Annotated in this window: 22 protein-coding genes and 4 tRNA genes; 13 read left to right on the forward strand and 13 right to left on the reverse strand. The window is 41.0% G+C overall.

Annotated features, from left to right (window positions below):
- Positions 1-23: 23 nt before the first annotated feature.
- The 4 genes from I6E78_RS06180 (at position 24) to I6E78_RS06195 (ending at position 470) form a co-directional block, all read left to right on the forward strand.
- A tRNA-Asp gene (locus I6E78_RS06180) sits at positions 24-100 on the forward strand.
- A gap of 38 nt (positions 101-138) precedes the next feature.
- Positions 139-215, forward strand: a tRNA-Asp gene (locus I6E78_RS06185).
- 47 nt (positions 216-262) lie between these two features.
- Positions 263-339: transfer RNA gene (locus tag I6E78_RS06190), tRNA-Asp, on the forward strand.
- A 54-nt stretch (positions 340-393) separates the two neighbouring features.
- Positions 394-470, forward strand: a tRNA-Asp gene (locus I6E78_RS06195).
- Between the two features lie 108 nt (positions 471-578).
- Here I6E78_RS06195 and I6E78_RS06200 read toward each other — a convergent pair.
- Both I6E78_RS06200 and fadE read right to left on the reverse strand, forming a co-directional pair.
- Complete coding sequence (locus I6E78_RS06200) at positions 579-2,519, reverse strand: S9 family peptidase (protein ID WP_197182163.1); 1,941 nt, start codon at positions 2,517-2,519, stop codon at positions 579-581.
- A gap of 191 nt (positions 2,520-2,710) precedes the next feature.
- Positions 2,711-5,170, reverse strand: a complete 2,460-nt coding sequence (gene fadE, locus I6E78_RS06205; RefSeq protein ID WP_011328618.1) for an acyl-CoA dehydrogenase FadE — start codon at positions 5,168-5,170, stop codon at positions 2,711-2,713.
- 312 nt (positions 5,171-5,482) lie between these two features.
- Between fadE and I6E78_RS06210 the strand changes: the two genes are divergently transcribed.
- Both I6E78_RS06210 and I6E78_RS06215 read left to right on the forward strand, forming a co-directional pair.
- A complete protein-coding gene (locus I6E78_RS06210; RefSeq protein WP_011328617.1) occupies positions 5,483-6,247 on the forward strand; it encodes a class II glutamine amidotransferase in 765 nt (254 codons plus the stop codon).
- Positions 6,248-6,361: 114 nt separating this feature from the next.
- The gene (locus I6E78_RS06215; protein WP_011328616.1) at positions 6,362-6,796 is read left to right on the forward strand and encodes a PACE efflux transporter; all 435 of its coding nucleotides are present in this window, start codon (positions 6,362-6,364) and stop codon (positions 6,794-6,796) included.
- 135 nt (positions 6,797-6,931) lie between these two features.
- On the opposite strand, the gene I6E78_RS06220 is transcribed toward I6E78_RS06215, so the two are convergent.
- From I6E78_RS06220 to cmoA, 5 genes are all read right to left on the reverse strand, one after another.
- Entirely contained in the window at positions 6,932-7,738 is an 807-nt protein-coding gene (locus I6E78_RS06220; RefSeq protein WP_080516814.1) for a DUF3108 domain-containing protein, read from the reverse strand.
- Positions 7,683-8,330 carry a phosphoribosylglycinamide formyltransferase gene (gene purN, locus I6E78_RS06225; protein ID WP_011328614.1) on the reverse strand — a complete coding sequence of 216 codons (648 nt, stop codon included), beginning with the start codon at positions 8,328-8,330 and terminating at the stop codon, positions 7,683-7,685. Before purN ends, I6E78_RS06220 begins: the two co-directional genes overlap by 56 nt.
- Complete coding sequence (purM, locus tag I6E78_RS06230) at positions 8,330-9,382, reverse strand: phosphoribosylformylglycinamidine cyclo-ligase (RefSeq protein WP_011328613.1); 1,053 nt, start codon at positions 9,380-9,382, stop codon at positions 8,330-8,332. The genes purN and purM overlap by 1 nt, the downstream gene beginning before the upstream one ends.
- 189 nt (positions 9,383-9,571) lie before the next feature.
- Positions 9,572-10,540: a tRNA 5-methoxyuridine(34)/uridine 5-oxyacetic acid(34) synthase CmoB gene (gene cmoB / locus I6E78_RS06235; protein ID WP_182678564.1), complete on the reverse strand. Its 969-nt coding sequence runs from the start codon at positions 10,538-10,540 to the stop codon at positions 9,572-9,574.
- A 16-nt stretch (positions 10,541-10,556) separates the two neighbouring features.
- The gene (gene cmoA, locus I6E78_RS06240; RefSeq protein WP_011328611.1) at positions 10,557-11,282 is read right to left on the reverse strand and encodes a carboxy-S-adenosyl-L-methionine synthase CmoA; all 726 of its coding nucleotides are present in this window, start codon (positions 11,280-11,282) and stop codon (positions 10,557-10,559) included.
- Positions 11,283-11,398: 116 nt separating this feature from the next.
- On the opposite strand from cmoA, the gene I6E78_RS06245 reads away from it, so the two are divergent.
- On the forward strand, positions 11,399-12,088 hold the full coding sequence (locus tag I6E78_RS06245) for a DUF3334 family protein (protein WP_011328610.1): 690 nt from the start codon (positions 11,399-11,401) through the stop codon (positions 12,086-12,088).
- 118 nt (positions 12,089-12,206) lie between these two features.
- On the opposite strand, the gene I6E78_RS06250 is transcribed toward I6E78_RS06245, so the two are convergent.
- Positions 12,207-13,463, reverse strand: coding sequence for an adenylosuccinate synthase (locus I6E78_RS06250; RefSeq protein WP_011328609.1), 1,257 nt, complete (start codon positions 13,461-13,463; stop codon positions 12,207-12,209).
- A gap of 121 nt (positions 13,464-13,584) precedes the next feature.
- Here I6E78_RS06250 and I6E78_RS06255 point away from each other — a divergent pair, with 121 nt between their 5' ends.
- A complete protein-coding gene (locus tag I6E78_RS06255; RefSeq protein WP_011328608.1) occupies positions 13,585-14,487 on the forward strand; it encodes a LysR family transcriptional regulator in 903 nt (300 codons plus the stop codon).
- A gap of 141 nt (positions 14,488-14,628) precedes the next feature.
- Positions 14,629-15,642 carry a DUF5924 family protein gene (locus tag I6E78_RS06260; RefSeq protein ID WP_197182164.1) on the forward strand — a complete coding sequence of 338 codons (1,014 nt, stop codon included), beginning with the start codon at positions 14,629-14,631 and terminating at the stop codon, positions 15,640-15,642.
- A gap of 20 nt (positions 15,643-15,662) precedes the next feature.
- On the opposite strand, the gene I6E78_RS06265 is transcribed toward I6E78_RS06260, so the two are convergent.
- Positions 15,663-16,163, reverse strand: coding sequence for a M48 metallopeptidase family protein (locus I6E78_RS06265; RefSeq protein WP_011328606.1), 501 nt, complete (start codon positions 16,161-16,163; stop codon positions 15,663-15,665).
- 44 nt (positions 16,164-16,207) lie between these two features.
- Entirely contained in the window at positions 16,208-17,056 is an 849-nt protein-coding gene (locus I6E78_RS06270; protein WP_197182165.1) for a DUF72 domain-containing protein, read from the reverse strand.
- Positions 17,057-17,304: 248 nt separating this feature from the next.
- On the opposite strand from I6E78_RS06270, the gene aspS reads away from it, so the two are divergent.
- The 3 genes from aspS (at position 17,305) to I6E78_RS06285 (ending at position 20,054) form a co-directional block, all read left to right on the forward strand.
- Positions 17,305-19,083, forward strand: a complete 1,779-nt coding sequence (aspS, locus tag I6E78_RS06275) for an aspartate--tRNA ligase (protein WP_011328604.1) — start codon at positions 17,305-17,307, stop codon at positions 19,081-19,083.
- Between the two features lie 128 nt (positions 19,084-19,211).
- Positions 19,212-19,442, forward strand: a complete 231-nt coding sequence (locus I6E78_RS06280; protein WP_011328602.1) for a hypothetical protein — start codon at positions 19,212-19,214, stop codon at positions 19,440-19,442.
- A gap of 15 nt (positions 19,443-19,457) precedes the next feature.
- Complete coding sequence (locus I6E78_RS06285; RefSeq protein ID WP_011328601.1) at positions 19,458-20,054, forward strand: pentapeptide repeat-containing protein; 597 nt, start codon at positions 19,458-19,460, stop codon at positions 20,052-20,054.
- Positions 20,055-20,082: 28 nt separating this feature from the next.
- Here the strand turns inward: I6E78_RS06285 and I6E78_RS06290 are convergent, their stop codons facing one another.
- Complete coding sequence (locus tag I6E78_RS06290) at positions 20,083-20,406, reverse strand: hypothetical protein (RefSeq protein WP_011328600.1); 324 nt, start codon at positions 20,404-20,406, stop codon at positions 20,083-20,085.
- Between the two features lie 146 nt (positions 20,407-20,552).
- Positions 20,553-21,755 (reverse strand): bifunctional alpha/beta hydrolase/OsmC family protein, encoded by a 1,203-nt coding sequence (locus tag I6E78_RS06295; RefSeq protein ID WP_197182166.1) that lies wholly within the window; start codon positions 21,753-21,755, stop codon positions 20,553-20,555.
- Positions 21,756-22,031: 276 nt separating this feature from the next.
- On the opposite strand from I6E78_RS06295, the gene I6E78_RS06300 reads away from it, so the two are divergent.
- Positions 22,032-22,871, forward strand: a complete 840-nt coding sequence (locus tag I6E78_RS06300) for an isopenicillin N synthase family dioxygenase (RefSeq protein ID WP_011328598.1) — start codon at positions 22,032-22,034, stop codon at positions 22,869-22,871.
- 51 nt (positions 22,872-22,922) lie between these two features.
- Here I6E78_RS06300 and I6E78_RS06305 read toward each other — a convergent pair whose 3' ends face one another.
- Complete coding sequence (locus I6E78_RS06305; protein WP_197182167.1) at positions 22,923-23,345, reverse strand: DUF1801 domain-containing protein; 423 nt, start codon at positions 23,343-23,345, stop codon at positions 22,923-22,925.
- Positions 23,346-23,369: the final 24 nt, after the last annotated feature.

Below are 23,369 nucleotides of genomic sequence, written 5' to 3' on the forward strand. Positions count from 1 at the left end.
TTATAGTATAAAATTTGTATGCTGGAGTGGTAGTTCAGTTGGTTAGAATACCGGCCTGTCACGCCGGGGGTCGCGGGTTCGAGTCCCGTCCACTCCGCCAACTATTTAAACATTGTTATAGTATAAAATTTGTATGCTGGAGTGGTAGTTCAGTTGGTTAGAATACCGGCCTGTCACGCCGGGGGTCGCGGGTTCGAGTCCCGTCCACTCCGCCAACAAATTAAGTAATACAAGTAAAGTTAAAGTAATATGATATCTCTGCGGAGTGGTAGTTCAGTTGGTTAGAATACCGGCCTGTCACGCCGGGGGTCGCGGGTTCGAGTCCCGTCCACTCCGCCATTTGATATCAGTAACAAAATTAGTAAGTGCATTACCCCATGCACATACCACTGCGGAGTGGTAGTTCAGTTGGTTAGAATACCGGCCTGTCACGCCGGGGGTCGCGGGTTCGAGTCCCGTCCACTCCGCCACTTGTTATTTCCTCAATAACAAGTTGAATACAATCAAAATCATAAATTACATTTCTTAGCACATAAAAAAGCCCACAAAAATGCAGGCATAAATTAATCAGTGCAAACTTATTCAGCTTTTAAATACTGCTCTAAAAATTTCAAGTAAGCGTTTGATGCCGTGATCCGATTTTCTTTTTTGCTAAAACCATGACCTTCATCGTCAAACAATACATACTCAACTGGTACGCCATTGGCTTTAACTGCAGCTACAAGCTCATCACTTTCAACTTGTAACACGCGCGGATCGTTAGCGCCTTGAATAACCATAAGTGGCTTGATGATGTTTCTAGCGTGGAATAACGGTGAAATGGCGCGGTGACGATCACCGTCTGTTGCCGGATCGCCCATTTCGTCGTACAGCGACTTTTTAAAGCTCTCCCACCAAGGTGGAATAGAATTAAGTGTACGTACCCAGTTGGTTACTCCAAAAATATTAATCCCAACTTTAAACTCTTCGGGTTCAAAGGCAAGGGCTGCCGCGGTCATAAAGCCGCCATAGCTACCACCCATAATGCCAATTTTATCGGTATCGACCCACTCTAAGCTCTGTAAATGTTTTTTGCCGTATACAATATCTTGTAGGTCATCGGTGCCGTGCTTTTTATCATCTAAATGAAAAAAGGTTTTACCATAGCCCGAGCTGCCTCGATTATTAACTGCAAAAATGGCATAACCATGATTTACCAAATGCTGTTGCATCGCACTATAACCGGTACGGCTTTGTCCGCCTGGCCCACCGTGCACCCAAATTAACGCAGGCACTTTGTTGGTGCTACTCGCTTGCTTGGGTTTATATAAAACACCTGGTATTTCTAAACCATCAAAGCTCTTAAAGCGTACTATAGTGCTTTGCACTAAATCGTTTTGATTAATTTTTTTACTGAGGGTATTAGTTAATTGCTGCGTGTTATTACTGCCTACTTGCCATACAAATAAATTACTAGGTGCAGTGTCTGAATTTAAATAAAAGGCCATGCTTTGCTCATCAGCTGAAAAGCTCACACCCCGTAAATTACCTGCCGGTAGCTTAGGCATGGCAATTTCTTTATTCGTTTGCGTATCGATCACGGTTACTTTAGTGCTGGCATCGGCGTTCACACCACTCACCTGGTAGCGCCCCGACGTTGAAAAATAAATAAAGCTTACGTCCCAGTCATCGGCTAAAGCTGGGCTGTGCTCGCCAGAAGCTAGGTCATAACGCCACATCTGCGAAAACTCGCCTTTAGCGTCTGTAGAGTAGTATAAGTATTTGTTATCGGCAGAGAAGGTTTCAGGGCTGTATTGAGCAGGTGTATGGTGTTTTGAAATTAACTGTGGCTTTAGTATTTTAGTATAAGTATCTAAAATAAAGGTATCGCTGTCTTTGTTGCTATTACTTTTAGACAGCGCAATAAAACGACCATTTGGGCTTATTGCACCTACATTTAGTCCTAAAGTATTTTGATAAACCGGCGTCACTTTATAGGTTTTACTATTAACGCGATATAAATCCATAAACTTAGCATCACGCTGATTGCTGGTAATAAAAAATTGGCTGGCATTTTTAGTGAAGCCGGCAAAACTAGCACGGGTTTCATCCCCTGGGGTTAAGTCTTTTACTGTGCCGTCAGTTTCGCGTACATAAATATGAAAGCGTTCGTTACCGCCCGTGTCTTTGGTAAACAACACTCGCTCATCATTTGGAAAATAGCGGATAGGGTAGGTACTGTCGGTAAAATCGGTTAAGCGAGTTTTGCCGCCTGTTTGGACATTAACCTCATATAGGCTGTAAATGCCACTTTCATCACTACTGACTAAAATTTTATCGCCATGGGGTGAAAAGCTACTCCCCATAATTGAGGTGGTATCAAAAAATGTTTCAGCTGAGTAGGTGCTCAGTTCTTTTACATGCGCTTTAGAGCTGGTTAGCGGGGCTGTATATGAGGATGAGTTGGTTGATTCACTGCAACCAGAGAGCGCTAGGGTAACTGCGCATGTAATTATTGTAAGTTTAATAATTTGCTTCATTGTTACGTTCCTTCACTGTTGTTTTTATAACCCGAATTTAGGTTAAAGTATTTATAGCAGTTTTACCTGAACAGTTTTTAAACGCAATAAGCAGCTGGTTTTATGTACAACAAAAGTGTATCAAAATCTTACACATAAAAAAGCCAGCACATAATGTGCTGGCTTTTATAACTTAAAAGTAGATGCTGGGCTTATTTAGCGGCATCAGTTTTTTTAGGTTTATTATTACGAGCTGCTTTACCAGCGAGTAAATCAGCAGGATCAAAGTCGTCAACGTTTATAACGTCTAAACGAGCTTGTTCTACAGCGGCTAACTTGTCAGCTTCTGCTTGGCTTAAAATACCAGCCTCAAGACCCATTTGCGCTACTTTATCAAGCTGAAAGAATGGCAGTTTAAGGCCTTTTTCTTTACATACACGGTCAAATAATGGCTCAACTTCAAGTACGTCTTTAAGCGTTTGCTCTTGACGGCCTACAAGGTTAAGCGGCTCATTTGTTAAATACACATAGCTTGCCAAACGATTACGCGTTTCGCTAGGTACTTGTAGTATTTGCGCTAATTTGTGTTCAAGTTGGTCGGTAGGTTTACGAACCGGACGGCCAAACGGGAATAACAATACTTTTAATACGCCACGCAGTGGAGCAGAAGGCATGTTATTAATTAAATCAGCAAGTGCGCGTTGACAATGATACAGGTGATCTTGACAGCTCCACTGTACTAACGGGAAGTCTTCTTTTTTACGGCCTTCGTCGTTATAACGTTTAAGCGTTGCAGACACTAAGTATAGGTAGCTTAGTAAGTCACCTAAGCGAGCAGAAATACGCTCTTTACGTTTTAGTGAGCCACCAAATACTGCCATGCTAATGTCAGACATAAGTGCAAGTGATGCACTAAAGCGCGACGCTATACGGTAAAACTCAGCGGTTTCGTCTTTGTACGGCACACTTGTAAAACGAGCACCCGTTAACGCGAGCCATTTAGTGCGCACAAGGTTAGACATGGTAAAGCCAATGTGACCCATTAATGCTTTATCAAATACGTTTAGCGCTTCTTCACGGTCTTCAATTTCGCACGCACCTAGTTCGGTAAGTACAAACGGGTGACAGCGAATTGCACCTTGACCATAAATAATCATATTACGGGTCAAAATGTTGGCGCCTTCAACGGTAATCGCAATAGGTGCACCTTGATAACCACGGCCTAAATAGTTATTTGGCCCAAGCATGATGCCCTTACCGCCAAGTACGTCCATGGCGTGCAGGGTAGAGTCACGCATTTGTTCTGTAAGGTGGTATTTAATAATAGCCGAAACAACCGAAGGTTTTTCGCCTAAATCTACCGCACCGGTAGACATGCTTACTGCAGCATCAGAGCTATATGCATAACCAGCAAGTTTTGCTAACGACTCTTCAACGCCTTCCATTTTACCAATAGGTAAGCGGAACTGGCGACGAATACGGCTGTAGGCACCGGTTGCAACAGCAATCATTTTAATGCCACCGGCTGAGTTTGACGGCAATGTAATTGCACGGCCAACCGATAAACACTCAACCAGCATACGCCAGCCTTGGCCTGCCATATCTGGCCCACCAATAATGTAATCAAGCGGTACGAATATATCTTTACCCTGCGTAGGACCATTTTGAAACGGCACATTAAGCGGGAAGTGGCGACGACCAATTTCAACCCCTGGAGTATCGGTTGGAATAAGTGCACAGGTAATGCCAGGCTCTTTATTATCACCAATTAAACCATCAGGATCTTGTAATTTAAATGCAAGCCCTAGTACCGTAGCCACAGGTGCAAGCGTAATATAACGCTTGTTCCATGTAAGGCTAACACCTACAACTTCTTCACCTTTCCATTGTCCTTTACATACTACACCGTAGTCTGGAATTGAGCTTGCATCAGAACCTGCTTCTGGCGAGGTTAATGCAAAACATGGAATTTCTTGGCCACTGGCAAGGCGCGGTAAGTAATGGTCTTTTTGCTCTTTTGTTCCATAGTGCTGGAGTAATTCACCAGGGCCTAATGAGTTTGGTACGCCAACAATTGACGAAAGTAAGGTTGATTTACTGGTTAGCTTTTGTAGTACGCACGACTGTGCAAATGCTGAGAACTGTAAACCGCCATATTCTTTTTTGATGATCATGGCAAAAAATTTGTTATCTTTTAGGTATTGCCATACATCTTGAGGAAGATCGGTAAGTTCGTGTGTTGCTTCCCAGTCATCGAGCATACTACACACTACTTCAACAGGGCCATCGATAAAGGCTTGTTCTTCAATAGTTAGCTTAGGCACTGGATATTGGTGTAACTTTTTCCAATCTGGGTTACCACAAAATAAATCAGCTTCCCACCATGTTGTACCGGCATCAATGGCTGACTTTTCAGTATCAGACATGCTAGGCGTTACTTTTTTAAACATAGTAAAAAGAGGCTTAACAATATATTGCTGGCGAATACCAGTAACAGAGAGAGGTACCGCTATAATTAAAAATATTATCCAACTAATTAAACCAAAAGCACCCGCAAAGGTACCAATTAATAATGTTGCAATAGAAACACCAAGTGCGGTGTTCCAACTTGCTCTGTGGTAAACCGCTGCGCTGAGCAGTGCGATTAAACCGAGTGTAAATATGAGTGTCATTGCTAATTCCTTATTAGAGGTCAGACCACCTTAGTTAGAGTAGCGTTAGTAACGCTAAGTTTCAAGTACCTTACGTAGTTAAATTTTAATCAAAATAACCGTAAAAAAGCAGCTCATTTAATAGAGTCAGCGTTAATAAAGTAAGTTACAGCTTTAGTCTATGCATTCATAGCGACAAAAAAAATTTAATCTAATAGTAAAATGTTATTTTTTAAGTAAATATAGACGCCCGTACACATAACTAAATAGTGTACGCTTAATATAAAAATATAACGTTATTTATTAATACGTGGTTTAAAGGTTATTTATTTTATGTGTGAATTGCTTGGCATGTCAGCGAATGTGCCTACAGATATTTGTTTTAGTTTTTCGGGGCTGCTGGAGCGCGGGGGTAATACTGGGCCACATAGAGATGGGTGGGGTATTACATTTTACGAAGGCAAAGGCTGCAGAACCTTTAAAGATCCGCAGCCGAGCTACCAGTCAGAAATAGCGAAGTTAGTTAAAGCATACCCGATTAAAAGTGTGTCAGTTATTAGCCATATTCGCCAAGGTAACCGCGGTAAAGTATGCCTTGAAAACACGCACCCGTTTACGCGTGAACTGTGGGGGCGCGAAATTACTTATGCGCATAACGGCCAGTTATCTAATTACCATGATTTAAAGCCTGATCATTACCGACCTGTTGGCGATACTGACAGCGAGTTGGCTTTTTGCTGGCTGCTGGATCAAATACGCACTAAGTACCCAAATAAGCCAGAGGATATGGCATCGGTATTTCGTTATGCAGCAACGCTTTCGCATACACTGCGTGAAAAGGGCGTTTTTAATATGCTGCTGACCGATGGCGTATTTGTTTTAGCTTACTGCACCAATAACTTACATTACATAACTCGCCGTGCGCCCTTTGGAAAAGCGACCTTGATTGATGCTGACATGGTGGTTGATTTTAACGAAGAAACCACGCCCAACGATATTGTTAGTGTTATAGCAACAAAACCACTGACTAACGACGAGCGCTGGAAAAAAATGCAGCCGGGTGAGTTTGTATTATTTAAGATGGGTGAATTGATTTAAGCTTGTTTTTTGCCTTTAGCGCTTAGTTGAGAGGCAAAAAACTGTTGTAGTAAAGTAGACGCGGGCTTTTATATTGAGCTGACCCAGTACATTATTTATTATCGGAATTATATTATGACTCCTAAAAAACGCCGTATTCTACAAGCTGTGTTGTATGAATTATTTGCCATTGCTTTTGTTGGCCCTATTATAAGTTTTATGTTTGATAAATCAGCCACTTCGGCGATAGGCCTCGCTTTTGTATTATCCAGCGTAGCACTTAGCTGGAACTATGTATTTAATGCGTTATTTGAGCGCTGGGAGTCCCAGCAAACAATAAAAGGTCGCTCATTCAATCGTCGCTTATTACACGGAATTGGCTTTGAAGGTGGCCTTGTTTTAATTTTAGTGCCGGTTATGGCGCTGTGGTTGAAAATTTCAGTGCTTAGTGCGTTTATAGCGAACCTTGGATTTTTTATATTCTTTTTTGTTTATGCAATTGTTTTTACATGGGCGTTCGATCGAGTTTTTGGCTTGCCAGCTTCTGCGCAGCAGCAAAGTGAAGCATAATAAAGCTTAACTTTTAGATTTAATCGCGAAAAAACGTATAAAAAAAGCGCGATTTGCATCGCGCTTTATATAAACTAATAGTAATAAAGATATAAACTAATAGTAATAAAGCCATTTGTAGCTAAAAATAATTGCTTACTCTGGGCTTGTTACTTTTTTAATATCAGCAGGTGGGGCAATGACAGGTGTTGTCACGGTAAATGAGTTTATTTGCACTTCAAATTGTTCCATTCCTTTTTCACCTTTCCACATACGCACTAACATGTAATCCATTTCTGGTGCAAACCAAGCAAGTGCTTGGCGTTTGTCATTATCGTATAAGCGTTTTACTTTAATTGCTTCTACGTTGCCGATAGGTAATGAAATCATCTCTGTTGCAACAACTTCAAAATTGTAGTCGCGGCGATTACCTTTTTTATCGATTAACGGGAATGAAAAACTGGTTTCGCCTTTTTTCAAACCTTCGCGCACTTGTACCTGATACGAAATAGCATCTTGAAAGTCATCAGTCCATTCGCACTCAAGCGGGTATTCGCTGCGGCTACTGTTAACGACTTTCTTTTGTGCGTCAAAATCAATGTTGTAATCTTTATCAGGACCAGTGCCGGTACGGATCATTGAATAATGATGCGGGCTTACTTTGCCATCTTTAAAGGTAAATTTAGAGGTTTCCTGGCGTGAGTCAGAAAAAATCATCCACTCAATATTGCTGTGATAGGTTAACTCGTAGTTATCGTCACTTATCTTTTTGAGTTCACGCACGGCTTCACCATGATTTTTACCTTTGCGTAAAATATCATACTTAGCTTCGTACTGTGTCAATTCGCCGGCAATAAGGCTAGTTGGAAGTAAAGTGCCCACACATAATAGCAGGGCACTTATTTTTTTATTGTGGGTACTGCGCGCCGTGTGCAGGAAGTTTTGTTTCGTCAAGAACTGCATAATCTGCTTCCATAGTTAGTCTGTGTTCACTGAACCACTTGACCACCAAAGGATAAATTATATGCTCTTGTTCGTGCACGCGTTTTGCTAGTGTGTCTGCTGTATCATCCTTGAGTACAGGTACTTTTGCCTGAAGTATAACCGGACCTCCGTCTAGCTCTTCAGTTACAAAATGAACACTTACGCCATGAACATCATCATTTGCATCAATTGCTCTTTGGTGGGTATTCAGCCCCTGGTACTTAGGCAACAAAGATGGATGAATGTTCAACATTTTTCCAATATATTTTTGCACCAAGTTAGGAGTAAGAATACGCATAAACCCAGCTAATACAACTAGATTCGGTATAAAAGAGTCAATGATGCTCATTAACTGTGTATCGTAGGCCTCGCGCGAGTCAAAATCTTTATGACTCAGCACTTGTGTAGCAATGCCTGCTTGCTTAGCACGTTCAAGGCCATAAGCGTCTGCTTTGTTACTAATAACAGCCGCTATTTGCGCATTTATCTCGCCACTTTCACAGGCATCAATAATGGCTTGTAAATTAGAGCCACCGCCTGAGATTAAAACTACAAGACGAGTGGGTGCCATTACTTAGCACCACCTACAATTTCAACTTGCTCTTCGCCAGGCGCTGCGTCTTGAATTTCACCAAGGTGCCATGCGTTTTCGCCCAAGTCTTTTAGCATGCTTAAACTTTGCTCAAGTTTGTCGGCTGGAACAACTAATACCATGCCTACACCACAGTTAAATGTGCGGTACATTTCATGCGTAGTAATGTTACCGTTTTCTTGTAACCAGTTAAAAATAGGTGGCCACTGCCAGCTATCGCCTTTTACTACTGCTTTTGCAGAGGCAGGTAATACGCGTGGGATATTTTCCCAAAAGCCGCCACCGGTAATGTGCGAAAGCGCGTGTACGTCAACGTGCTTGAATAACTCAAGCAGTGGTTTAACGTAAATGCGAGTAGGTTCAAGCAATGTTTCGCCTAATGTTTTGCCTTCAAAATCAGCGCTTGTATCTGCGTTAGATACTTCAAGTACTTTGCGAATTAGTGAGAAACCATTTGAATGCGGACCACTTGAAGCAAGGGCAATAAGTTGATCGCCCGCGGCTACTTTTGTGCCATCAATAATTTTTGATTTTTCTACAACACCGGTACAAAAACCAGCCATATCGTAGTCTTCGCCGTCGTACATACCAGGCATTTCTGCGGTTTCGCCACCAATAAGGGCACAGCCAGAAATTTCACAGCCTTTACCAATGCCGGTTACTACGTCTGCGGCAGTGTCTACGTCTAGCTTACCTGTTGCATAGTAATCTAGGAAAAACAGCGGTTCAGCACCTTGAACAATTAAATCGTTTACACACATAGCGACCAAGTCGATACCGACAGTGTCGTGCTTTTTAAGATCGATAGCTAAACGTAACTTAGTACCCACACCATCAGTGCCGGCAACTAATACTGGTTGCTTATAACCTGCTGGAATTTCGCAAAGTGCGCCAAAACCACCAATACCGCCCATTACTTCAGGACGACGAGTTTTTTTAACCACACCTTTAATACGCTCAACAAGTGCATTACCAGCGTCGATATCTACGCCCGCGTCTTTATAGCTTAGAGACTGTTTTTGTTCGCTCACAGGTTTTCCTCAAAATAGTTGTTTTGGGTTGCTTAGAAACGCGCGTATTTTACAACAATTGCGTAACCGCGGCTAGCGTAAATATAGTATTGAAATAATTAACAGGACACTTGTCCGCTAATTGCTGGCTAAATAAACAAAAAAACGCCCGTAGGCGTTTTTTATTGTTTGCTGATGTTGCCGTTAACGCTATGCTTTAGCAGTTAAAATAGCACGTAGTGGTGCTGGGTAACCTTCAATGGTTTTACTGGTGTCGTTTGGATCTAAAAAGTCGACTAACGATTCGTTTTCCATCCAAGCTGTTTTGCGTTGCTCATCTAGCGTAGTAATTGCGCAGTCTTTAATTTGTACGTTTTTAAAGCCCACGCGCTCCATCCACAGTTTTAATGCCGCAGTGCTTGGAATAAACCATACATTACGCATTTTTGCATAGCGATCAGTGGGTACAAGCACTGTATTTTCGTCGCCTTCAATGACTAAGGTTTCTAGTACCAGCTCGCCACCGGGGCGCAGTTGTGCTTTTAATTGCGCTAAAAAGTCGATAGGCGAGCGGCGGTGATAAAGTACCCCCATCGAAAATACCGTATCAAATGCTTTTAACTCGGGTAGTGCCTCAACACCCAGTGGTAATAAGTGTACATTTTCGTCGGGATTAAAGTGTTTTATAGCTTGAAACTGACACAAAAATAAGTCAGAAGGGTCAATGCCTACTACAAACTGAGCGCCTTCACCGCGCATACGCCATAAATGATAGCCCGAGCCGCAGCCAATATCTAATACTGTGCGGCCTTTGAGTGGCTCAATATGTGGAAGCAGGCGATCCCATTTCCAATCGCTGCGCCACTCTGTATCTATTTCAATACCGTGAACACTAAATGGGCCTTTGCGCCATGGCATCATGCGCTTTAACAAATGCAGGGTTTGTTTTTGCTCACCATCGGTCATTTCACCCGGAGTGCCAATTTTTACCTGAGTAGTAATATCAACATGCTGAGTTTTAACCTCAGGTAAATTTTTAAGCACTTTTTGCCACTGTGGTAAGTCGCCATGACTTGCCTCTAACTGCCAATGTTTTAATTGCGCAGGCAGAGTTTCTAGCCAGTGACTAAGTGGGCTTTGTGCAATAGCAGCGTAAAATTGGTTAAACCATTGAGACATAAATTACTTACTCTCTTTATTTAATTGCGATCATTGAGCAAAAATTAAAACATTGGTACCACGCCTGAGTTTGGCTAAAGCCAATGTCTTTTAAGCGGGTAAAGTGCGTGCTTAGCGTATCTGGGCGCATTACGTTTTCAATAGCGGTGCGCTTTTGACTTATTTCAAGCTCCGAATACCCATTATGGCGTTTAAAGTCGTGGTGTAGGTCAATTAGTAAATTATCGCACAGCTCGTTTTCGGCTTTTATTTTTTCGCTCAGCAGCAATACACCGCCGGGTTTTAAGTTGGCGTATATTTTTTCAAGCACGGCTTGGCGCTGTGCATGCGGAATAAACTGCAGCGTAAAGTTCATTGCCACCACTGAAGCATTTTGAATTTCAAGCTCGTTAATGTCGCCTAAAGTAACGGTAACCGGTACTTCTGACTTAAAGCCTTGTAAATGTACCTTACAACGCTCAACCATAGCTTGTGAGTTATCGACTGCAATAATATGGCAGTTATCGGTGCGAATATTACGACGCATACTTAATGTAACCGCGCCCAGCGAGCAGCCTAAATCGTAAAGGTTAGAGTTACTTTGCGCATACTCACCGGCAAGTTTACCCATAGTACTTACTATAGTGGCGTAACCCGGCACAGAGCGCTGGATCATATCAGGAAAAACTTCGACTACGTTTTGATCAAAACTAAAGTCTTTAACTTGTTGCTCAGAGGCATAAATACTGTCTTTAATGGTCACGAAGCCAGTCTCTTTGAAAATAATGGCGCTATTTTAACATTTTATGCTGGATAGTCAGTGATAAATTAAGTAGCTTGGCTAGAATAATGAAAAATAAGTATAAATGAGACTATTAAATGAGCAAAAGTAAAGTTATTAGCACCGATGATATATTGGCAACCCTTTGTCACTCGGTTACAGGGGTACTCACATCGGCCAGTGGCAATAGTGTTAGTTACTCCGCTATGGTGCAAAAAATTACTCGTACTTGTATGCGCCCAGATATTGGCTGTTTTGTGTTATTTGATGGTGGCTTTACTGGCCTAGTAATTACTAATTTCACATCGCAAGCGGCAATGGAAATTTATGGCGATTACATGCGTAACATGGGTATGCCCGAGGAAGAAATAGCACATAGTCATTTGTCTGACGATGTATCAAATGTGTTAGGCGAGCTAATGAACCAAATAGTTGGTGACTTTACCTCTAAAGTACGCGAGCAATTACATACCTCTATTACCCAAAATCAGCCAAAAATGATGGCAATTAATAAACAGGTACAAATTTCTGTAGATACCACAATGGATCGCCCACAAGCGCGCCGCGTAACGTTTACCACCAGTAAGCAAAATATATTTTATTTAGAGCTGGCAATGGATAAAACTGAGTTTATTAAATTACACGACTTTGACATTGTCGAAGCAATAGATCCCGACGACATCATCGAAAACGAAGCAAAACAAAAAGCAGAAAAAGCCAAGGCTAAAGCTGAAAAAGAAGCAGAAGATAGTGATGATGACGACTTTATGGCAGGGCTAGGGCTGTAAGAATAAGAAAATAATTATGTGGTTAAGGTCATAAAATCAGCCACGCGCAGTGTGACCTTTATTAATAACTGTTGGGTTACATGCAAACCCAACAGTTATTTAAACACAATAGCGCTATTTAGCGAATAATCATCTGTTCGCGCTCAGGACCAACAGACACCATAGTTATTGGTACGCCCATTAACGCTTCAATGCGCTCAACGTATTGTTGCGCTGCAATTGGTAGACTGTCGAAGGTACGACAACCGGTAATGTCTTCATCCCAAGGTTGCATATTTTCATATACAGGGCTTAATGCAGCTGTTTGTGGCCAAATTGGGTTTTCGCTATGATCGCCGTCATAGGCAACACAGATTTTTAAATCTTTCATACCCGATAAACAATCAATTTTGGTTAAAGCAATTTCGGTTGCAGCTTGTAGCTCAACACCATTGCGCGTGGCAACTGCATCAAAGTAGCCCATGTCCCGTGGGCGGCCAGTTACTGCGCCATATTCGTTAGCGCTTTCACGAAAATTGTCTTGCTCTTCCATTGCAGTAACTAAAGTACCCGTACCTACTGATGAGCTAAACGACTTTGCTACCGCAACAACACGTTCAGGACGAAGCGCTGGTAAACCGCTGCCTATGCCTGCATAAGCAGCAGTTACGTTTGAAGAGGTAGTGTAAGGGTATTCGCCATAGACTAAATCGCGACCTGCACCTAACTGAGCTTCAAATAATAAATTAGCATTTTGTTTTTGTAGTGCTTTTAACGGCTCTGTTACATTACAAATAAATGCACGCCAAGGCGCGGTAACATCGAGTAACCACTGCGTCATTTCTTCAGCTGTTTGCGAAAAATCACAACTTGGATATAAGGCTTTTAGCTGTGGCATTTTCCAATCAAGCATAAATTGAATACGCTCTAGTAAAACGTCAGGCTGATTTAACCAACCCACTAAAATGCCTTTTTTCATTACTCGGTCGCCATACGCTGGCGAAATACCTTGGCGAGTCGAGCCGTAAGCAGCGTCGCCTAAACGTAATTCTTCAAGGGTGTCTTCAAGGGCATGTAAAGGCAGACATAAAGTGGCACGATCAGAAATACACAGCTTTACATTAACGCCAGCGGCTTTAACTTCGGCTATTTCTTCACTTAAGGCGCTAGGGCTTATTACCATGCCAGGGCCAAGTACTGCTATGCAATCAGGATTAAAAATACCGCTAGGTAATTGGTGTAGTTTAAAGGTGCCAAAATCATTCACAACGGTATGACCGGCGTTATTACCACCTTGAAAGCGAATGCTTGCTGATGCGTTCTCAGCTAAAAAATCTACGATGCGGCCTTTGCCTTCATCACCCCAGTTTGCACCTACAACAACAATTGACGGCATAATTTAATCTCCAAATTGAACAAGCTGATATGATATGCGGGCTGTTAAAATAAGAGAAATTAATTATAATTATGATATCAATAAGGATTCCATATGGAGTGTGCAATATTAAGGAAGTGAGATGTTAGATATTCATTGGTTAAAAACCTTTGTTACATTAGCAGAGCTAAAGCACTTTGGTAAAACGGCAAGTGCACTGCACATGACGCAACCTAATGTGAGCTTGCATATTAAGCAGTTAGAAAAAATGACGCGGGTGAAGTTAATCGAGCGTAACCCATTTTGTTTAACCCAAGCGGGTTTGCGTTTATTACAGTCTGGGCAAAAAACTTTATGGGAATTGAAGGTATGTCAGTCTGATCTAAATGCAATAAATAACTTAAGCCAAGGCACGCTCACCATTGCAGCCAGTGATATTATTTCTCGCTTGTTACTCATAGAGCCTTTTCAGCTGTTTAAAACCCAGTTCCCGGGGATTGATTTTACCTTGCTTAATACCACTTCGTCACAGGCATCGGCGCTGGTTAAAAGTGCAGAAGCCGATTTAGGCTTTGTAATTGCCCAAAAAGAAAGTGAGCCACTGCATTTTAGTGAGCTCCAGCAGATAAAGTGGTGTGCGCTGGGAAATAATTTAGCGTTATGGCAGCAAGCAAAAAACGATGAAAGTATGGTACTCACTGAGCCGCCAACATTAATTTTATTAGGCCACGATACCCGTACCCGTGAGCTATTAGATAATGCGCTGCCGTCTTTAAATTTACCGAGTTATCGGGTTATGGAAGTGGGCAGTGTTGATGCACAAATTGATTGGGCAGAAGCTGGTTTTGGTGTGGCAATTGTACCTGAGTTTTCGCTGCGCTCTAAAGCCAATTTAACCACCACAGTGACTGCTTTACCGCAATTTCCAACCACTAGTTTGGGTTATATAGTACGGCAAAATCAGGTGCTATCTAAGGCAATAAAACAATTATTACACTGGGTAAATGAAGAGATTTCGCGCACCCACTTAAAGCAGCCAAAATAGTCATTACTTAACCGATTATTGTATTGTTAATAAGCCGAGGGGTTTTATGCTATTTATGTGTTGTTCAGGTAATTACGTTAAGATAATGCGCTTACGTTTTTAAGCGCTTTAGCATGCACACTAGTACGGACCCCAAATTAGATGGACTATTTTAAAAGTTTAATAACAAAATTTATAATTGCAATGCAACAGCGGCCGGGGTTATTAGCGGTAATAGCATTTTTCTCAGGTGTGGCAAGTTATGTATTAGTTGAGCGAAAAGAATCGTTTTCGCAATTTATCGCCATATTTTTACTAGTGAGTTGGGTATGGTTAATTATTGATAACTGGTTGCGCGACAAAGTAGAGCAAAGATTTGGTGTTGCGGTATCGCCCAACTTTATGCGCTTTGCTTTACAAATGGTGCAACAAGAGAGCCTATTTTTTGCTTTGCCATTTTTTTTAGCGGTAACGCAGTGGGATCATCCACAAGCTATTTTTACCGCGCTAATGATAATGTGTGCAGTTATATCGGTAATCGATCCCTTGTATTATAAAAAGTTAGCAAAAAATCGCATGCTATTTGCGGTGTTTCATAACTTTGCATTGTTTGTAGTTATATTGGTTACTTTACCTATTTTATTTAATGTAACCACTAGCCAAAGTTTAGCAATTGCTTTGGTTACTGCTGTTATTTTTACCCTTCCAAGTTTAGGTAATTTAATGCCCAATACCCGTTGGTGGCGATTTCCTTTATTGGTGGTAATTTTGTGTATGTTAAGTGCTGGCTTATGGCAACTGCGTAGCTGGGTGCCGCCAGCGGCTTTGCGTTTAACCGATATTACTTTATCGCACGAGGTTGATTTAGAGCAACGCCAACCTATTGGCAATGTTAAGCAGTTAGACTCTTATTCACTACATCATCAGGGGTTATATACGTGGACCGCTGTTAAAGCGCCAAGAGGATTAAATGAAAAAATATTTCATGTGTGGTTATACAACAATAAAGAAGTAGATCGGATCACACTAAATATAAGTGGTGGGCGAGAGCAAGGTTATAGAGCCTGGACCCATAAAGTAAATTTTCCAACTGATTCTGTCGGTAAATGGCAGGTGCACGTAGTAACAGAATCGGGGCAACTTATAGGTTTAACTAAATTTACAGTTTTGCCTTAGCTAATGTGCGTTAAATTAGCTCATTTTAAATAAGGATTGTTGCCTTGCTCTACAGCCACGCAAAAAATGCGTAAATCGAGCTCTAGCTGGTGGTAACTTGGCTCCATGTGACAACAAAGTTTATAAAAACTTTTGTTGTGGTCTTTTTCTTTAAAATGAGCGAGCTCGTGTACAACTAAGGCTTTTAATAACGGCTCGGGAGCGCGCAGTAAATCACTGTTGATGGCCAAATCGTGCTTGCGAGTTTTACCTTGCATACGATAGGTGTGCGTGCCAAGTGCATTAGTGACCATGTCGCCTTGCTTTTTAAATGCGGCGCGACCAAACGGCGGGGCATTTTTTAAATACTGTTTTTTAAGCTCTGTGGCGTAGCTAAAAAGTGCTTTGTCGCTGGTAATATTATGTGCCTGCGGATACTTTTTAAGTAAGTAGTTACTTACTTTATCATTACTGATTAGATTTAATACTTGCTCAACAATGTTTGCAGGGTAGCCGGTAAAATAACGTGCATATTCACTCATGTTGCTCTCTAAGTTCTAACATTTTATTTGTTGTAAGTGGTTATTTAAAACAGTGCTTGCTGGTGGGCTTCTGCCTCGCCGCTAAATGGATTTAGTACCTTGTGGTTATAACCTAGGTCCTTACAAAACTGCCTTGCTAATAACGGTGCTTCTCGGTTGTCTGCGGTATGAAAAAATACATAGGGCGTTTTTCCTTCATCAAGCCACTGTTTTACTTTACTAAGCCAAGGCTTATAAAAGGTTTTATATTCACTTTGTAAATTAGCAATAACAAAACGTGCCATGGGTTGCTCACTTGTAGCAATAGCATGCACGGGCAGATGCGGCTTTTTTTGTTGTGCATCAATCAGCGCTTCTGTATTCGCTTTAACTGCAAATAGGGCGCGGGTATCCATGGCTATACGGTTTATGTTATTTGCCATTAATAATTGATTAAGCGCTATTTCGGCTTCACCCTTTTGAAAAAATGCCGGATGGCGAACTTCTACCCCGAAGTTTAGCTCTTTGGGTAATAGGCTAATAAATTGCGCTAACTTGGGTAAATCATTAGGGCCAAAGGCACTTGGCAGCTGCAGCATAATTTGCCCAGTTTTTTCTAAAATTGGTGCAAATAAGTTAAGCCAAGCGGTTAGCTCGTTGTGTACATTAGTCAGCTTTAGCTCATGGCTAAAGCGCCGATGAAACTTAAAGGTAAATTTAAAATCGTCGGGTACACTGTTTGCCCAGCGTAAAAGAGTACTTGGGGATGGGTCGGCGTAAAAGCTGGTATTTCCCTCTATAGAGTTAAAATGTTGCGCGTATTGGCTTAGCATATCGGTATTTTTACATTGGCTCGAAAATAAATTGCCTTTCCACGCATTGCTTGACCACTGTGGGCACCCAATATATAGCATACAAACTAACGCCTAATTATAAAGTAGCTATAGTGTATCAAATAATAAAATATGCTGCTTTAAATCCGATGCAAAAAACGACACCCGCCCTAGTATCTTCATATCACTTGCGTATAATACAGGGCTTAATTTGATTATTTTGAATTGCAAGCGGTGTTATTTTTATATTCGTATTTATAAAAAAGATTTACCCTACTTAAAACGAATGTTTTTTGACCGTTGCACGCCTTTTATCTGACAGGAAAACTATGCGCTCTATATACTGCGGACAGCTAAATAAAACTCACGTAGATCAAGAAGTTGAACTATGTGGCTGGATCAACAAACGACGTGACCTTGGTGGACTTATCTTTGTCGATTTACGTGATAGAGAAGGTTTAGTACAAGTTGTATTCGATTCTGACATTGAAGAGTTGATGAGTTCAGCTAACACGCTTCGCCAAGAATTTTGTGTGCAGTTAAAAGGTATTGTACGTGCACGCCCAGATAGCCAAGTAAATAAAGACATGCCTACAGGCGAAATCGAAATATTAGGCACTGAGCTTAATATTATTAACCGCTCAGAGCCATTACCACTTGATTTTAACCAAGTGAACTCTGAAGAGCGTCGTTTAAAATACCGCTACCTAGACCTACGTCGTTTAGAAATGAGCGACCGCATTAAGTTACGCGCTAAAGCAAGCAGCTTTGTGCGTCGTTTTTTAGATGAAAACGGCTTTTTAGACATAGAAACACCCGTACTTACCAAAGCAACGCCAGAGGGCGCGCGCGATTACTTAGTACCGAGTCGTGTTCACAAAGGTAGTTTTTACGCATTACCGCAGTCGCCGCAGTTATTTAAGCAATTGTTGATGATGTCGGGTTTTGACCGTTACTACCAAATTGTAAAATGTTTCCGTGATGAAGATTTACGTGCCGATCGCCAACCTGAGTTTACTCAAATAGATATTGAAACCTCGTTCATGAGCTCTGATCAAGTACGTGGTATGACTGAAAAAATGATCCGCGAAATGTGGCAAACATTGTTAAATGTAGATTTAGGCGATTTTCCAATTATGCCTTACAGCGAAGCAATGAGCTTATACGGTTCAGATAAGCCTGATTTACGTAATCCAATGAAGCTTGTTGATATTGCCGATTTAGTTAAAGACGTAGAGTTTAATGTTTTCTCAGGCCCTGCAAATGACGAAAAAGGCCGTGTTGCGGTATTAACTGTACCAGGTGGTGCTAAGCTTTCGCGTAAACAACTTGACGATTACACTAAGTTTATTGGTATTTACGGCGCAAAAGGCATGGCGTGGATGAAAGTAAACGATCACACTGCGGGCGCAGAAGGCGTGCAGTCACCAGTAGCTAAGTTTTTAACTGCAGATGTAATTACTCAGTTACTTGAGCGTACTAATGCACAGTCGGGCGATATTATTTTATTTGGTGCCGATAAGCGCAACACAGTAAATGAAGCAATGGGCGCACTGCGCGTTAAAATTGGTATTGATTTAGAAATCACTAACCTTGATAGCTGGGCACCACTTTGGGTTGTAGACTTCCCAATGTTTGAAGAAGATGACGAAGGTACGCTGCACGCTGTACATCATCCATTTACTGCGCCAAAAGACATGAGCGCAAGTGAACTTGAAGCAAACCCTGCGGCTGCTATTTCAGATGCGTACGATATGGTATTAAACGGCTACGAAGTAGGTGGCGGTTCGGTACGTATTCATAATGCTGATATGCAAGAAGCTGCGTTTAGAATTTTAGGTATTAATGAGCAAGAGCAACAAGACAAGTTTGGCTTTTTACTTGACGCACTTAAATACGGTACGCCACCACATGCTGGTTTAGCTTTTGGCCTTGACCGTTTAGCTATGTTGCTTTGTGGTACTGATAACATTCGTGACGTTATTGCGTTCCCTAAAACTACGCAGGCGTCGTGTTTATTAACCAATGCGCCAAGTAAGCCTAATGCTGATTCGTTAGCAGAACTTGCAATTAGCGTAGTAGAAAAAGCGGTACTAAGCGCAGAGTAAATTATTTTTACAGTGTTTTGTAAATATGCGTTAGATAATTAAAAATTAAACCCTTAAGTGTAGGCTTAAGGGTTTTTTTATGGTTAAATTTAGTACTGCAATAATCATACAGATGAAAAGGAATTCTTATGTCAGTTAATATCACTCTTTTTGGCGAGTTTATCGCTTTTTTTATACTTTTATTAGTGCCTATTTTTGCTTTTATTAGTTATAAATTAGGTAAACGAAAAAGTACTAATCCAGGTGTCATTGCTTTTGTTGGTGGCTGTTTATCGCTAATTTTACCTCTGGGTTTAATATTTATAGCGATACTCGCGCTGAAAAAAGATCTCCCTAAAAAAGCTCAATTTGCGCGTTAAGGTAATATTCAGACCGTGTCTATAGAAAATAATAATCACTATTTTGATCAACAATTTACAGCATTAGCACTGACAGAGCAGGTTTTTGAGAATATAGAGTTTGAAGACTGTACTTTTACAGATTGCGACTTTTCAAATGGCCAATTTAAACACTGCCGTTTTATAGAATGCAGCTTTAAAAAATGCAATTTAGCATCACTAAAATGGGGTTATAGCTCACTCGAAAATGTTGACTTTAGTCATTGTAAATTAAACAGTATACAGTGGAGTGATATAAACTGGCCGCAGCTTAGTGTTAATGCTGCTGTGAGTTTTAGTCACTGTGAGCTTAGCCACAGTTCCTTTTTTGAACTAACTCTAAAAGCACTTAAACTAACAGATTGCTTTGCAAAAAATGTAGACTTTAGGCACGCAAATTTAGCTAAGAGTAAATTTAGCGGTACTGATTTTCGTGATAGCGAGTTTTTTCAAACTAATTTAAGCCAGTGCGACTTTGTTGGTGCCACGCAATTTAATATCGATTTAAATAGCAACCAAATAACCAAGGCTAAATTTGAGCGTTTTGAAGCGTTGAATTTACTCAGCGGATTAGGTGTGGAGCTGGTGGATTAGCCGTTATTACACGGCTAATTAAGCTTTTTTAACAGCTAGGGCCATTTTTATTACGTGCACTTGCAAGCACTCTGGCTATTTCAAGCAACGCTGGCGAAATATCGGTTGCGCCATCTTTAATTAGCTTAGTTACATCACCCGACGAATATAAGCTATCGCGAGACGATTTAATGCCTAAACCACGTACATAGTCTTTGGTTTTACCCGTGCTGCCGGTTTCAATAAACTTAAAAATAATGCGTTCGTTATCACTTTTAGGTTCAGCTTTTAATACTTCAATTTCGTCTTTATAGGCTTCGATTCGGCTTTGTAAAATTTCAATTCGTTCTGCAATGGTGTTATATGATTTCATGGATGGATTCTTTTGCTAAAAATATTGGAACAATGACGGTTATTATCGCACACATTTAAAATAATTAATTATTTAGCTTAACAAGATGAAAAAATAGCGCAGCTTTAACTGCGCTATTTTATATACAGAATTAAAATTATTATACGTTACTCTACCAATTCACTTATCACCAGTGGGTTATTGTGTAGGGTTTTATGCACTGGGCATTTATTAGCAATTTCGAGAAGGCGCGCGCGTTGCTCTGGGGTTAAGTCGCCCGTTAAGGTGATTTTACGCGTAATAGCTTCAACACCTTGGCCTTGCTCTGCGTCACCGTCTTGTTTTTTATAATCGCGAGTGTGCTCAAGCTCAACTTTGACATGTTCCAACGGTAACTTTTTATGACTCGCATACATGCGCAGTGTCATAGAGGTACACGCGCCAAGCCCCGCGAGTAAATGCTCATACGGATCTGGGCCTAGATTTTTGCCCCCCATTTTAAGTGGTTCGTCAGCAAGCCAAGTATGCTCTTTGGTGCTTACGTGCTGAGTAAATACATGGTCTTTTTCTTCTACTAATACGCTGCCATTATTTAATTTAGCCGTATATTTAGTTTTATCGTAATTTACATAACGATTAGCCCAGGTGGCAATAATATCTGCTGCGTAGTCGGCATCGTTTTTATTAGTAAGTAAGTGATCGGCGTTATCTAGGCTAATAAAGCTTTTAGGGTGCTTAGCTGATGCGTAAATTTTTTCGGCTTCGCTAATATTTACAGTCGCGTCAATAGGGGAGTGCATTACTAATAATGCGCGCTTAAGTTTACTTATGTGGCTTTTATCGTACTTAGCTATATCGTCTATAAATTGTTTTTTAATAGTGAACTCGCGGCCCGCTAAATTTACTTTAGCTTCGCCAGCTGCGTTAATTTCATCTAGGTGGGCTTTAAAGTTGTGTGCTACGTGTTGTGCATCTGACGGCGCACCTATGGTAGTAATTGCCGATACTTCTGGTATGTGCTCTGCAGCGGCCAGCACTGCTGCTCCACCTAAGCTGTGGCCTATAAGTAGCTGCGGCGCACCAAAATGTTCACGCAGGTGATTAGCGGCCGCTACTAAGTCTTGAATATTAGATGAGAAATTACTATTGGCAAAGTCGCCATCGCTATTACCTAAGCCGGTAAAATCAAATCGTAATACTGCAATCCCTTGTTGTGTGAGTGCACGGCTGATACGTGTTGCCGCCGCTATATCTTTGCCACAGGTAAAACAGTGTGCGAATAGGGCGTAAAATTTAATTTCACCAGAGGGCAGTTCAAGTTGTCCTGCCAATTTTAAATCACCACTTTTAAAAGATACTTTTTGTCGCATGAGAAGCCTTAATACTTAAATTTAAGTACAAAATAATAAACATTACTATCATAGTTCAGAGATAGGTGCGAAGTGATGTTATTTCAATGTTTATTTATAATTTGATTAAGATCAACTCGATTGCTCACCTAGCCAAGGTGCGGACATATGTCCTTATGATTTTAGGGCTGTTTGTCTATCCTCACGGTGGTAATAATACAGGCTTTGCTGCTTAAATAGAGTAATCTACCTCTATAATGTAAAAGATCTCTCACAACCTATTCACTGGAATGTACAATGCAATTACCTACTGTTGATTATAAAGCGGACAATGCGGCTGCTCAATTTGTTGAATCATTAAGAAATACCGGCTTTGGGGTATTAAAAAACCATCCAATTCCGCAATCTTTAGTTGAGTCTATTTATAAAAATTGGCAAGACTTTTTTAACTCAGAGCAAAAGCAGGACTTTTTATTTTCTAAAGACACCCAAGATGGCTATTTTCCGCCTTCGGTATCTGAAGTGGCAAAAGGTTGTAAAGTTAAAGACATTAAAGAGTATTTCCATGTTTATCCTAAAGGCCGTGTACCTGCCCAGTTAGAAGCAGACATACGTGAGTACTATCGTTTAGCTAATGAGTTTGCAGCAACGCTTTTAAGTTGGGTACAAGCAGAAGCACCAGCAGATGTGCGTGCTAAATTTTCGATTGACTTAAAAGATATGATTGCTAATTCTGAGCAAACATTGCTGCGTATTTTACATTACCCACCAATGACCGGCGATGAAGAGCCTGGTGCTATTCGTGCAGCTGCGCATGGCGATATTAACTTGCTAACTGTATTACCTGCTTCTAATGAACCGGGTTTACAAGTTAAAAATACCGAAGGCGGTTGGTTAGATGTTCCTTCTGATTTTGGTTGCTTGATCATTAATATTGGTGACATGCTACAAGAAGCGTCGGGTGGTTATTTCCCTTCAACAATTCATCGGGTAATTAACCCAACAGGTAAAGCGTCTAGTAAGTCGCGTATTTCATTACCACTATTTTTACACCCTCGCCCAGATGTGGTGTTATCAGAGCGCTATACTGCTGATAGTTACTTGCAAGAGCGTTTACGTGAGCTTGGCGTTAAGTAACTAGTAAATATCGCGATATAAAAAAACGGCTTTTTAGCCGTTTTTTGCGTTTTATAACTGCGGGTAGCGCTGCTGCATAATGTTGAGTGACCTTGTAATTATCTGCGCGAGTATCGTTAAATCCACTTTAGCTAGGTTTGTAATATATAAACAGCTTTTACCTAAACTGTGCTTTCCTAACTGGTCAAGTAGGGTTTTAATCGTCTCATCTTCAAAGCCGGGCATTATATAAATACACAGCTTGGTTTTACGCGGGGAAAAGCCAGTGAGTGGCCATTTTTCACTGCTGCCAGAGTTATGTTTATAGGTGTAGTGGCCAAAGCCAATAATATCCTTACCCCATACAACGGCTTGCTCATTAGTGACTTTTGTAAATAGGGCGAGTAATGTTTTCGCCTCATCTTCCCGCTTAGTCTCTACATTATGTAAACACTCAACTAAAGTTATTTGGTTTGCTTGGGTTTTTAAGCTCATAAGTAACTCTTTAATTTATTTTTA

Source organism: Pseudoalteromonas sp. NZS127, assembly GCF_015864805.1.
In the GTDB taxonomy this organism is placed as follows: domain Bacteria; phylum Pseudomonadota; class Gammaproteobacteria; order Enterobacterales; family Alteromonadaceae; genus Pseudoalteromonas; species Pseudoalteromonas nigrifaciens.